The 12,779-nt window shown below is 70.7% G+C and carries 9 protein-coding genes; 8 read left to right on the top strand and 1 reads right to left on the bottom strand.

Going from position 1 to position 12,779, the window contains the following annotated elements; translation table 11 throughout:
* Positions 1–7: 7 nt before the first annotated feature.
* Positions 8–2,560 (bottom strand): alpha-L-arabinofuranosidase C-terminal domain-containing protein, encoded by a 2,553-nt coding sequence (locus ACXR8F_RS03165; protein ID WP_458798692.1) that lies wholly within the window; start codon positions 2,558–2,560, stop codon positions 8–10.
* Positions 2,561–2,838: 278 nt separating this feature from the next.
* Here ACXR8F_RS03165 and ACXR8F_RS03160 point away from each other — a divergent pair, with 278 nt between their 5' ends.
* The 8 genes from ACXR8F_RS03160 (at position 2,839) to araA (ending at position 12,721) form a co-directional block, all read left to right on the top strand.
* Entirely contained in the window at positions 2,839–3,831 is a 993-nt protein-coding gene (locus ACXR8F_RS03160) for an ABC transporter substrate-binding protein (RefSeq protein ID WP_045191399.1), read from the top strand.
* Between the two features lie 130 nt (positions 3,832–3,961).
* Complete coding sequence (locus ACXR8F_RS03155; protein ID WP_458798691.1) at positions 3,962–5,557, top strand: sugar ABC transporter ATP-binding protein; 1,596 nt, start codon at positions 3,962–3,964, stop codon at positions 5,555–5,557.
* On the top strand, positions 5,554–6,729 hold the full coding sequence (locus tag ACXR8F_RS03150) for an ABC transporter permease (protein WP_458798690.1): 1,176 nt from the start codon (positions 5,554–5,556) through the stop codon (positions 6,727–6,729). The genes ACXR8F_RS03155 and ACXR8F_RS03150 overlap by 4 nt, the downstream gene beginning before the upstream one ends.
* On the top strand, positions 6,726–7,730 hold the full coding sequence (yjfF, locus tag ACXR8F_RS03145) for a galactofuranose ABC transporter, permease protein YjfF (RefSeq protein WP_458798689.1): 1,005 nt from the start codon (positions 6,726–6,728) through the stop codon (positions 7,728–7,730). Before ACXR8F_RS03150 ends, yjfF begins: the two co-directional genes overlap by 4 nt.
* Positions 7,727–8,758, top strand: a complete 1,032-nt coding sequence (locus ACXR8F_RS03140) for a LacI family DNA-binding transcriptional regulator (protein ID WP_458798688.1) — start codon at positions 7,727–7,729, stop codon at positions 8,756–8,758. The genes yjfF and ACXR8F_RS03140 overlap by 4 nt, the downstream gene beginning before the upstream one ends.
* Positions 8,755–10,521 (top strand): ribulokinase, encoded by a 1,767-nt coding sequence (gene araB, locus ACXR8F_RS03135; protein WP_458798687.1) that lies wholly within the window; start codon positions 8,755–8,757, stop codon positions 10,519–10,521. The genes ACXR8F_RS03140 and araB overlap by 4 nt, the downstream gene beginning before the upstream one ends.
* Positions 10,518–11,204, top strand: a complete 687-nt coding sequence (locus ACXR8F_RS03130; protein ID WP_458798686.1) for an L-ribulose-5-phosphate 4-epimerase — start codon at positions 10,518–10,520, stop codon at positions 11,202–11,204. The genes araB and ACXR8F_RS03130 overlap by 4 nt, the downstream gene beginning before the upstream one ends.
* The gene (gene araA, locus ACXR8F_RS03125) at positions 11,201–12,721 is read left to right on the top strand and encodes an L-arabinose isomerase (RefSeq protein WP_458798685.1); all 1,521 of its coding nucleotides are present in this window, start codon (positions 11,201–11,203) and stop codon (positions 12,719–12,721) included. Before ACXR8F_RS03130 ends, araA begins: the two co-directional genes overlap by 4 nt.
* Positions 12,722–12,779: the final 58 nt, after the last annotated feature.

Raw genomic sequence — 12,779 nt, 5'->3', positions numbered from 1 at the left:
CGGTCTCCTACTTCATCTGGACTCGGAGGAAGGTCACCGAGTTCGGCTCGAAGGTGCGGGTGAACGTCGACGCGATGCCCTTGACGGTCGAGGTGACCGGCTGCACGGGCTGGGCCGTGCGGGTGTTCTGGGCCTCGGGGTCGCCGGAGATGACGGTCATCTCGGCCTTGCCCATGACGCGGGACGTGCCGAGGTCGATGCGTGTGCGTGCCGGTGCGTCCTGGGCGTTGACGACCTTGACGATGAGCTGCTGCCGCGCCACGTCGCGGGTGACGACCTGCGCGAACGGCTCGGTCACGGCGTCGTCGCGGAAGCTGCCCCACAGCGCGCCGTCGAGGTAGAGCTCGACCTGGCCGCCTCGCACCTTGACGCTGACGTCGTAGGTGCGGCCCGTCTGGATGGTGTTGGGCTTGGCGAGGAGCGTCTGCTTCGCACCGCCCACCGCCTTCTCGACCGCGCCCTGGGTGTTGTTCCACCCGCCGAGGTTCCACCAGTAGTAGTTGCCGGAGTCCTTGACGCCGAAGCCGATGAGGAAGCCCTCGGCGCCAGCGGTCTTCGTCGCCTTGAGGTTCAGGTCGTAGTCGTGCCAGGTGACGTCGCCTGCCCGCACCAGCGTGTCCTGCGCGGCGGCGTCGGACTGGACGTAGGCGCCGTCCTGCACCGACCATGTGCCGCGGTTCGCGAGGGACGTCCACCGTGACGCGTCGCCGGAGAAGTCGTCCGTGAACAGCCGGGTGCCGTCGGCCCCGGTCACGGTGACGTCGTCGTACTTCGCTGCGGTGGCCCACGTCGACAGGCCGATGGCCCCGGTGATCGGCTTCGCCTGTGCGACAGAGCCGCTCGCGCTGCTCGGGACGACCTCGTCGCCGACGTTGTTCATGAAGAGCTTCTGCACCTCGTAGCTCGTGGAGCCCCATGAGCCGGCGTTGTCGAACCAGATCATGTCCGGCTTCCACTGCACGTAGTCGATGTTGGACAGCAGCGGCGCATAGGACGCCATCTTGACGACGTCCGCGTTGCGCTCGAGGCCCGTCATGTAGGCCGCCTCGGCGAGGGAGTTGCGCAGCTTGTTGTCGAGCGAGGCGTACTCGCCGAGGAAGACCTTGGGGCCCTGGCGGTCGTAGGCGTCGTAGCGCTTGTTGTTCTGGAGGAACCAGTCCGGGCTGTTGTAGTAGTGCTCGTCGAGCATGGCGGTGCCGTGGCCCTTGTTGAGGTCCCACAGCCGGTCGAACGTCGACCCCGTGTCGTCGGGCCCGGAGTTCGAGATCACCGTGATGTCGGGGTGCGCGGCCTTGATGGCCGACTCGAACTTCACGAAGTTCGCGAAGTACTGGTCGGGGAGGTTCTCCTCGTTTCCGATGGCGATCCGCTTGAGGCCGAACGGTGCCGGGTGGCCCATGGCCGCGCGCTTGGCGCCCCACTCGCTCGTCACGGGACCGTTGGCGAACTCGATGAGGTCGAGGGCGTCCTGGATGTGGCGCTGGAGGAGGGCGTCGTCGACGGTGGCACGGTTCTGGCCGCAGCCGGTGACGAGCGCGGGCAGCACCGGCACCGGCTGGGCGCCGATGTCCTCGGAGAACTGGAAGTACTCGTAGTAGCCGATCCCGTAGGACTGGTTGTAGCCCCAGAAGTTCGCGTTCGTGGCGCGTTGCTCGACGGGCCCGATCGTGTCCTTCCACTGGTAGCTGCGGGCCCGCGGGTAGCCGTTCGCCGCGTCGTACGCGTACATGCTCCCGGTGTTGACGAGGCAGCCGCCCGGGAAGCGGACGAACCCGGGGTGCAGGGCGGCGACCTTCTCGGCGAGGTCCTTGCGCAGGCCGTTCGGGCGGCCCTTGTAGGTGTCGCGGGGGAAGAGCGAGACCATGTCGAGCCGCAGAGTGCCGGTGCCGCCGGCCTCGACGCCGAGACGCCCGGACGTCGTCGAGGCGGTGGCGACGAAGCTGCCGCCGTACTTCGTCCAGGCGTCGCCCTTGACGTCGATGCGCAGCGGGGCCGCGTATGCCGTCGTGCGGCCGCCGTCGCGCAGCGTGACCGTGAGCGGGGTGCCGGCGGCGGCGTCGGTGCGCGCCCAGACACTGAAGTCGTACGTCTTCCCGGCCTCCACGCGTACGCCCGTGTTGTAGCCGGCGTTGCTCACGCCGAAGGTGGCCCCCGTGGGGTTCGCGAGGGCGAGGCGCAGGTAGCTCCTGTTGCGCTCGCCGAGCCGGTCGGCGTCGTCGACGGTCGTCGCCGTGCCGGCACCTCCGGCGGTGGCGGACGTCGACCACGACGTGAGCCCGGTGTAGGAGCGGTTGTCGGCCGACGAGTACTCGAAGGAGCGGTTCTGGACGAGCTCGGCGTAGAGGCCGCCGTCGGCGGCGCGGTTGATGTCCTCGTAGAAGACGCCGTACATGGAGTCGTCGATGGCCGGTCCGGTGGACGCCGGGTCGACGGTGATGGAGTAGTCGAGCGGGGCGGGAGTGGCGGTCCCGGCGGCGGCCTGCGCCGACGGGAGCCCGGCGAGCAGTCCGACGCCGAGGACGCCGGTCGCCAGACCCGCCACGACACGTGCGTGTGTCATGGGGTGGGGCCTTTCGTGGAAAGGAAGGGGGCTGGTCCGGGTGTCCTCCGCGCGCGGGGCAGCACCGGTCAGGAGCAGCCCTGCTCACGAAAGTGAGCGCTAACATAGCAGCCACTCCGCATGCGTCAAGGGGGCAGAAAAGATTCGGACGGGGGGTTGACGCGGCGCGATGTTAACGCTCACACTCTTGCCTCAAGTGGCCTGACGGCCACGGCGGACGAGGAGGTCGGCCGCACCACGGCGCCAATGAGGGCGTCCTGAGCTTGGAGGAAAGTCCAGTGCTGAAGAAGATCCTTCCGGTGGCCGTCAGTGCCGTCGCCGTCGCGGCCCTCGCGGCCTGTGGCAGCTCCAGCGGGGCCGCGGCCGGTGCGTCCGGCGCCGGCGCCGGGGGCGGCGACAAGATCGTCATGGGCTTCGCGCAGGTCGGAGCCGAGTCCGGTTGGCGCACTGCCAACACCAAGAACGTGCAGGAGTCGGCCAAGACCGCCGGCATCGAGCTGAAGTTCTCCGACGCGCAGCAGAAGCAGGAGAACCAGATCAAGGCGATCCGCAGCTACATCCAGCAGAAGGTCGACGTCATCGCCTTCAGCCCCGTCGTCGAGACCGGTTGGGACACCGTGCTGCTCGAGGCGAAGCGCGCCAACATCCCCGTCATCCTCACCGACCGGGCGGTCGACTCCGAGGACAAGACGCTCTACAAGACCTTCCTGGGCTCCGACTTCGTCGCCGAGGGCAAGAAGGCCGGCGAGTGGCTCGTCAAGGACAGCGAGGGCAAGAGCGAGGTCAACGTCGTCGAGCTGCAGGGCACGACGGGCGCAGCACCGGCGATCGACCGCAAGGAGGGTTTCGCCGACGCCATCAAGGCGGCCCCGCAGATCAAGGTCATCGCGTCGCAGACCGGTGACTTCACCCGGTCCGGTGGCAAGCAGGTCATGGAGGCCTTCCTCAAGTCCAACCCGAAGATCGACGTCGTCTACGCCCACAACGACGACATGGGTCTCGGAGCGATCGAGGCCATCGAGGCCGCCGGCAAGGTTCCGGGCAAGGACATCAAGATCATCACCGTCGACGCCGTGCACGACGGCATGCAGGCCCTCGCCGACGGCAAGATCAACTACATCGTCGAGTGCAGCCCACTGCTCGGCGACCAGCTCATGGACCTCGCGAAGAAGGTCGTGGCCGGTGAGTCCGTGCCCGAGCGCGTGGTGACCGAGGAGACGACGTTCACCCAGGAGCAGGCCAAGACGGCGCTGCCCTCCCGCAAGTACTGAGCCCCCGACCCGAGGTCGCGCGGCCCACACGCCGGGCCGCGCGCCTCGCCCGATCGACGGCTCCCGCCACCCTCCGGGTGTGGTGGCGGGGGCCGTCCACCCGACACCCGGAAGCGAAGGACAGGACGTCATGACCGACACGCCGAGACCGACGACCGCCCCGACCGGCGACCCCGTCGTCGCGATGCGCGGGATCACGATGGAGTTCCCGGGGGTCACGGCCCTCGCGGACGTCGACTTCCGCCTCCTCCCCGGTGAGGTGCACGCCCTCATGGGTGAGAACGGGGCCGGCAAGTCGACCCTCATCAAGGTGCTCACCGGGGTCTACACGGCCACGTCCGGCACGACGGAGCTGCGCGGCGAGCGCGTGGCCTTCGCGGGACCCGCGGCGGCCCAGGAGGCCGGTGTGAGCACCGTGTACCAGGAGGTCAACCTCTGCCCGAACCTCTCGGTCGCGGAGAACATCGTGCTCGGGCGCGAGCCGCGCCGGTTCGGGGCCATCGACCTGCCGGGCACCCGGGCCCGCGCCGCGGAGCTGCTCGGCCGGATGGGCCTGACCATCGACCCGGCCTCGACCCTCGCCGAGCACCCCATCGCGATCCAGCAGCTCGTGGCCATCGCCAGGGCCGTGGCCGTCGACGCGCAGGTGCTCATCCTCGACGAGCCCACCTCGAGCCTCGACCAGGACGAGGTCGCCGAGCTCTTCCGCATCATGCGCCACCTGCGCGACCAGGGGGTGGCCATCCTCTTCGTCTCGCACTTCCTCGAGCAGGTCTACGAGATCGCCGACCGCATGACGGTCCTGCGCAACGGCCGACTCGTCGGCGAGCACCTCACGCGTGACCTCTCCCGGCTCCAGCTCGTGTCGGCGATGATCGGCCGCGAGCTCGGGGTGCTCGAGGAGGTCGAGCGCCTCGCCGAGGACGCCGGGTCCGGCACCTCCGGGGCGCCGCCGGTCCTCGAGGCCAGCGGGCTGGGCCGACGCGGCTCGATCGCCCCGTTCGACCTGACGATCCGCTCCGGCGAGGTCGTCGGACTCGCCGGCCTGCTCGGCAGCGGCCGCACCGAGCTGGCCCGGCTGCTCTTCGGGGCCGACCGCGCCGACTCCGGATCGGTGCGTGTGGGCGGCAAGGACGTCTCGCTGCGCACGCCCCGCGCCGCCATCGCCTCGGGGATCGCGTTCTGCTCCGAGGACCGCAAGGGCGAGGGGATCCTCGCCGACCTGTCGATCCGCGACAACCTCGTCCTCGCGATGCAGGCCGCGCGCGGGTGGGCCCGGCCCATCCCACGGCGCACCAAGGACGAGCTCGTCGCCCGCTGGATCGAGACCCTGGACATCCGCCCCGCCGACCCCGACGCGATCGTCGGGCGCCTCTCGGGCGGCAACCAGCAGAAGGTGCTCCTCGCCCGCTGGCTCGTCACGAACCCGCGGCTGCTCATCCTCGACGAGCCCACGCGCGGCATCGACATCGGCGCCAAGGCCCAGATCCAGAAGCTCGTCGCGCAGCTGGCTGCCGAGGGCATGGCGGTCGTCTACATCTCAGCCGAGCTCGAGGAGGTGGCCCGCCTGTCGCACCGCGTCATCGTGCTGAAGGACCGCGCGAAGGTCGCCGAGCTGGACGCCTCCGCGACCGTCGACGACATCATGGGACTCATCGCCGAGACCGACGCCACCGCCGCACCGCGCGTCGGCACCGCCGCCCGGACCGAGCAGGTGGCGTCATGAGCGCAGCAACCGCCACGTTCGCCCAGCGGATGCGGGGGAGCCGCCTGCTCTGGCCCGTCGTCGCCCTCGTCGCGCTGCTGCTGGCCAACGCCGCGCGCAACCCCGGGTTCCTGTCGGTGCGGCTCCAGGACGGGCACCTCTACGGCAGCCTCGTCGACATCCTCAAGAACGGCGCGCCGACCCTGCTCATCGCCCTGGGCATGACGCTCGTCATCGCCACCCGGGGCATCGACCTGTCCGTCGGTGCGGTCGCCGCCATCGCCGGAGCCGTCGCGTGCACGACGATCGCGGGCTCGAGCGACCCCACGAGTCCGGCGGCCGCGCTGACCGGCATCGGGGTGGCGCTGGCGTTGTGCCTCGTGCTGGGCCTGTGGAACGGCTTCCTCGTGTCGCTGCTCGGCATCCAACCGATCATCGCCACCCTGGTGCTGATGACCGCCGGGCGCGGCATCGCCATGCTCGTCACGGACGGCCAGATCATCACGGTGCGCAACGACTTCTTCCGCGAGATCGGCGCGGGGTTCCTCCTCTTCCCGATCTCCATCCTCATCGCGCTCGCGGCCCTCGTCGCCGTCGCGCTCGTCACCCGGCGCACCGCGCTCGGCCTGCTCATCGAGTCGGTCGGCATCAACCCCGAGGCCAGCCGCCTGGCGGGCCTGCGGTCCCGGACGATCATCTGGACCGTCTACGTCTTCGCGGCCGTGTGTGCCGGGGTCGCCGGCCTCATGATCAGCTCCAACGTCAGCGCCGCCGACGCGAACAACGCCGGACTGTGGATCGAGATGGACGCGATCCTGGCGGTCGTCATCGGTGGCTCGTCGCTCGCCGGCGGGAGGTACTCGCTGTCGGGCACTCTCGTCGGCGCCCTCATCATCCAGACGCTGACGACGACCGTGTACTCCATGGGCATCGCCCCCGAGGTCACCCTCGTCTTCAAGGCGCTCGTCGTCATCGCCGTCTGCCTGCTGCAGGCGCCCAAGATGCGGGCCCGATTCGCTCGGCGCAGGCCCGCCGGCCACCCCGCCACGCAACCGTCTGCCGACGCGGACAGCCCTGCGGCGCAACAGGACCCGGCCGACCACGACGCAGCCGAGCCGGATGGTGTCGCGGACCGCCCGGTCGCCGACGCCGTCGACGCGCCCGACACCAAGCAGAAGGTGACCCAGTCATGACCACGACCACTCCGGCCAGGCACCGCGTCCCCGGCCTGTCCAAGGTCCCCGGCATCCCCGGCCGCGTGCTCCCCGTCGTCGCAACCTTCGTGCTGTTCGTCCTGCTCTTCGGCGTGGGCTCGGTCCGCTACGAGGGCTTCACGTCGGGCCAGGTCTTCGCGAACCTCTTCATCGACAACGCGTTCCTCATCGTCCTCGCGGTCGGCATGACGTTCGTCATCCTCACCGGCGGCATCGACCTCTCCGTCGGGGCGGTGGTCGCCCTCTCGACGATGCTGGCCGCGGCGACGCTGCGCGCCGGCATCCCGGCACCGCTCGTCATCCTGCTCGTCCTCGCCGTCGGCACCGGTCTCGGGGTGCTCATGGGGCTGGTGATCCACCACTTCGAGATCCAGCCGTTCATCGTCACGCTCGCCGGGATGTTCCTCGCCCGCGGCCTGTGCTTCGTCATCGGTGTGGAGTCGATCTCGATCAAGGACCCGTTCTTCCGAGCCCTCGCGACCGGCACGATCGAGCTGCCCGGTGGGGTGGTCATCACGTGGAGCGTCGTCATCGCCCTCGTCATCGTCGCCGCGGCCGTGTGGGTGCTCCACCGCACGCGCTTCGGGCGCACGGTCTACGCGATCGGCGGCAGCGAGAGCTCGGCCACCCTCATGGGTCTGCCGGTCCACCGCGTCAAGGTCGCCGCGTACGCCATCAGCGGGCTCTGTGCCGCGGTGGCCGGGCTGCTCTTCTCCGTCTACATGCTCTCCGGCTACGGCCTCCATGCCGTGGGGATGGAGCTCGACGCCATCGCGTCCGTCGTCATCGGCGGCACCCTGCTGAGCGGTGGCGTCGGTTTCGTCCTCGGCTCGCTCCTCGGCGTGCTCGTCCTGGGTGTCATCCAGACGTTGATCTCGTTCCAAGGCACGCTGAGCTCATGGTGGACAAAGATCGCGATCGGAACCCTGCTCCTGCTCTTCATCGTGATGCAGCGGCTGTTCACGAGGAGGGCCTCGTGAGCGACACCGTGTCGCGCGCTCCCGTGATGCAGGACGTCGCACGGCTGGCCGGCGTCTCGCACCAGACGGTGTCGCGTGTCATCAACGGGGCCTCGAGCATCCGACCCGAGACCCGCGACCGGGTGCTGCAGGCGATCGAGCGGCTCGGCTACCGGCCCAACACGGCGGCCCGGGCCCTGGTGAGCGGCCGGTCGGGGACGATCGGCATCATCACGACGGCCTCGACGCTCTTCGGCCCCACGAGCGTGCACCGCACCGTCAACACGGCGGCTCGCGAGGCCGGCTTCTTCGCCTCGTCGGTGTCGCTCGCCGAGATGACCCGTGAGGGCTTCGACGCCGCGGTCGACCACCTCGACCGGCTGGCCGTCGAGGGCATCGTCGTCATCGCGGGCCACGACGAGGCGCTCGAGGTGGCGCGTTCGCGCAGCGCGCGGCTGCCGTTCGTCATCGTCGAGGGCGACCTCACGCGGGCGCGGCGCACCGTCGGCGTCGACAACGTCGCCGGGGCCCGGCTGGCCACCCGGCACCTCATCGACCTCGGTCACGTCGAGGTCGCCCACGTCACCGGTCCGCTCGACTGGGCCGAGGCCCGTGCCCGCGCCGAGGGCTGGCGTGCCGAGATGGTCGCGGCGGGTCACCGGCCGATGGAGCCGGTGGCGGGGGACTGGTCCGCCGAGAGCGGCTACCGCGCAGGGCTAGAGCTCGCCGAGAAGCCCGACGTGACAGCGGTCTTCGCCGCCAACGACCAGATGGCGATCGGGGTGCTGCGCGCCCTGCACGAGGCCGGCCGCGCCGTCCCCGACGACGTCAGCGTGGTCGGTTTCGACGACGTGCCCGAGGCGGAGTACCTCATCCCGCCGCTCACGACGGTGCGCCAGGACTTCTCCGCGATCGGCCGGGAGGCCATCGCGATGCTCACCGCAGCCATCTCGGGCGAGACCGACCAGGTGCCCAGCCTCATCGACCCCCAACTCATCGTCCGCGCGAGCACCGCGCCGCCGGGCCGGACCAGGAGCAGCACGACATGAACGAGCAGGCCACCGGCGTAAGGCCGACCTACGTCGTCGGCGTCGACTTCGGGACTCTCTCGGGGAGAGCCCTCGTCGTCCGGGTGTCCGACGGCGCCGAACTCGGCTCGGCCGTCCACGAGTACGCGCACGCCGTCGTCACCGAGCGCCTCCCCGTCCCCGGGACGGCCGCGCTGCCGCCCGACTGGGCGCTGCAGGTGCCCGAGGACTACCGCGAGGTGCTGCGTCACGCCGTGCCGGCGGCGGTCGCCGTTGCCGGGATAGACCCGGGTGACGTCATCGGCATCGCGACCGACTTCACCGCGTGCACGGTGCTGCCGACGACCGCCGACGGTGTGCCCCTGTGCGAGCTGCCCCAGTGGGCCGACCGCCCGCACGCCTGGGTCAAGCTGTGGCGCCACCACGCCGCGCAGGCGCAGGCCGACCGCATCAACGCCCTCGCCTCCGAGCGCGGTGAGCCGTGGCTGCAGCGCTACGGCGGCCTGATCAGCTCGGAGTGGGAGTTCGCCAAGGCGCTGCAGGTTCTCGAGGAGGACCCCGACGTCTACGCTGCCATGGACCGTTGGGTCGAGGCGGCCGACTGGATCGTGTGGCAGCTCTGCGGCGACTACGTGCGCAACGCGTGCACGGCCGGTTACAAGGGCATCCGTCAGGACGGCGCATACCCGTCGAGGGACTACCTCGCAGCGCTCAACCCGGGGTTCGCCTCGTTCGTCGACGACAAGCTCGATCACCCGATCGGTGAGCTCGGCTCTGCCGCAGGGCGGCTCACTGCGGAAGCTGCGGCGTGGACGGGTCTTCCCGAGGGGATCGCGGTGGCCGTCGGCAACGTCGACGCGCACGTGACCGCCCCCGCCGCGCAGGCGACGGCACCCGGCCAGATGGTGGCGATCATGGGCACCTCGACCTGCCACGTCATGAGCAGCGACGTGCTGCGCGAAGTTCCCGGCATGTGCGGCGTCGTCGACGGCGGCATCGTCGACGGCCTCTACGGCTACGAGGCCGGACAGTCCGGGGTCGGTGACATCTTCGGCTGGTTCACCCGCACGGGTTTCCCGGCCGGGTATGCCGCGGAGGCAGAGGCCCGCGGGCTGTCGGCCCACGAGCTGCTCACCGAGAAGGCGTCCACCCAGGCGGTGGGGGAGCACGGCCTCGTCGCGCTCGACTGGCACTCGGGCAACCGGTCGGTGCTCGTCGACCACGAGCTGTCGGGCCTCGTCGTCGGCCAGACCCTGGCGACCCGACCCGAGGAGGTCTACCGGGCGCTGCTCGAGGCGACCGCCTTCGGCACCCGCGTCATCCTCGAGACCTTCCGCGACAGCGGCGTCCCGGTCACCGAGCTCGTCATCGCCGGCGGCCTCGCGAAGAACCCGTTGCTCATGCAGATCTATGCCGACGTCACGCGGCTGCCGCTGTCGGTCATCCGTTCCGCCCAGGGCCCGGCCCTCGGTTCGGCGATCCACGCCGCCGTCGCGGCGGGTGCCTTCCCCGACGTCGCTGCCGCGGCGGCGGCCATGGGGGGAGTCGAGCGGGCGGCGTTCGTGCCCCGCGAAGGCGACGCGGCGGCATACGACCTGCTCTTCGAGGAGTACGTGCGGCTGCACGACCACTTCGGTCGAGGCGGCAACGACGTCATGAAGCGGCTGAAGTCCCTGCGCCGCAAGGCGATCGCCGGCAAGGACGAGGTGCGCCAGGCGCCCGGGCCGACCGCCCCGACCGCCCCGACCGCCCAGGAGGTCCGCGCAGGAGGTGAGGCGGCGTGAGCGTGCTCACCGATGTGAACGCAACCATCGCGTTGATCCGGCGCGAGGTGTGCGCCCTGCACGCGGAGCTGACCCGCTACCAGCTCGTCATCTGGACGGCCGGCAACGTCTCGGCGAGGGTCCCTGGCCGCGACCTCATGGTGATCAAGCCGTCCGGTGTCGCCTACGACGACCTGACGCCCGAGAACATGGTGCTGTGCGACCTGCACGGCCGGGTCGTCGAGGGCGAGCACGCACCGTCGTCCGACACCGACGCCCAGGCGTACGTCTACCGGCACCTGCCGCACGTCGGCGGCGTGGTGCACACGCACTCGACGTACGCGACGGCCTGGGCGAGCCGGGGCGAGCCGATCCCCTGCGCCCTGACGATGCAGGCCGACGAATTCGGCGGGGAGATCCCCGTGGGGCCCTTCGCGCTCATCGGTGACGACTCCATCGGGCGCGGCATCGTCGAGACGCTCACGGCCAGCAAGTCGGCCGCCGTGCTCATGAAGCAGCACGGTGTCTTCACCATCGGCAAGGACGCCCGCTCCGCCGTCAAGGCGGCCGTCATGTGCGAGGACGTCGCCCGCACCATGCACATCGCCCGACAGCTGGGCGAGCCCATCCGCATCGACCCGACCGACGTCGACTCCCTGTTCGACCGCTACCAGAACGTCTACGGACAGAAGGACACCCCATGACGAGCACGCACCCGGCACGCAGCGACGAGCGCGAGGTCTGGTTCCTCACCGGCAGCCAGCACCTCTACGGCGAGGAGACGCTGCGCCAGGTGGCCGAGCAGTCGCAGGCCATCGCGAAGGAGATCGACGCGAGCGCGGTGCTGCCGGCGCGGGTGGTGTGGCGGCCGATCCTCGCCGACGCCGCCGCGATCCACGCCGCGATCCTCGAGGCCAACGCGGCGCCCGAGTGCATCGGCGTGGTCACCTGGATGCACACGTTCTCGCCCGCCAAGATGTGGATCACCGGGCTGGACGCGCTGCGCAAGCCGATGCTGCACCTGCACACGCAGGCCGGCGCCGAGCTGCCGTGGTCGAGCATCGACATGGACTTCATGAACCTCAACCAGGCCGCGCACGGCGACCGCGAGTTCGGGTTCGTCGGGGCGAGGCTGGGGATCGCCCGCAAGATCGTGGCCGGTCACGTGAGCAACCCGGCCGTGCTCCAGCGGGTCGGTGCGTGGGGACGGGCGGCTGCCGGCGTGGCCGAGCTGCGCAGCCTGCGGCTGGCCCGGTTCGGCGACAACATGCGGGACGTCGCGGTCACCGAGGGCGACAAGGTCGAGGCGCAGCTGCACTTCGGGGTCTCGGTCAACACGTACGGCGTGAACGACCTCGTCGAGGTCGTCGACGCGGTCGCCGACGCCGAGGTCGACACGCTGGTCGCGGAGTACGAGGACGCGTACGCCGTCGTGCCCGAGCTGCGTCGCGGCGGCGAGCGCCACGCGTCGCTGCGCTACGGGGCACGCGTCGAGGCCGGGCTGCGGACCTTCCTCACCGAAGGCGGGTTCGGCGCATTCACGACGAACTTCGAGGACCTCGGCGGGCTGCGGCAGCTGCCCGGCCTGGCGGTGCAGCGGCTGATGGCCGACGGTTACGGCTTCGGCGGCGAGGGCGACTGGAAGACCTCGGTGCTGCTGCGCGCGACGAAGGCGATGGCGAAGGGAATGCCGGGCGGCACCTCGTTCATGGAGGACTACACGTACCACCTCGTGCCCGGGGAGGAGAAGATCCTCGGCGCGCACATGCTCGAGGTCTGCCCGACGATCGCCTCGCGGCAGCCGTCGCTGGAGATCCACCCGCTCGGCATCGGTGGCCGCGAGGACCCGGTGCGCCTGCGGTTCACCGCAGCGCCCGGCCCCGGTGTGGTCGTCGGCATGAGTGACCTCGGCGGCCGATTCCGCCTGACCCTCAACGAGATCGACGTCGTCGAGCCCGACGAGGAGCTGCCCCGCCTCCCCGTGGCGTGCGCCGTGTGGGAGCCGCGCCCCAGCCTGTCGACCTCGGCCGAGTCGTGGCTGCTCGCAGGCGGGCCGCACCACACGGTGCTGTCCACGGCGGTGGGCACGGAGGAGTTCCGCGACCTCGCCGAGATGACCTCGACCGAGCTGGTCGTCATCGACGACGGCTCGACGCCCGAGAGCGTGCGGCAGGAGCTGCGCTGGAGCGCGGCTTACCACCGCCTCGCCGCCCGCCTCTGACGAGCGGCGAACCCCAGAGCCCCGGTGGTGCGGGCGTCAACCGCGTACCGCCCGCGCC

Source organism: Terrabacter sp. AAH1 (assembly GCF_054456855.1).
The sequence above is the reverse complement of the archived record's forward strand: the minus strand, read 5'-3'. Positions and strand labels throughout refer to the sequence as shown.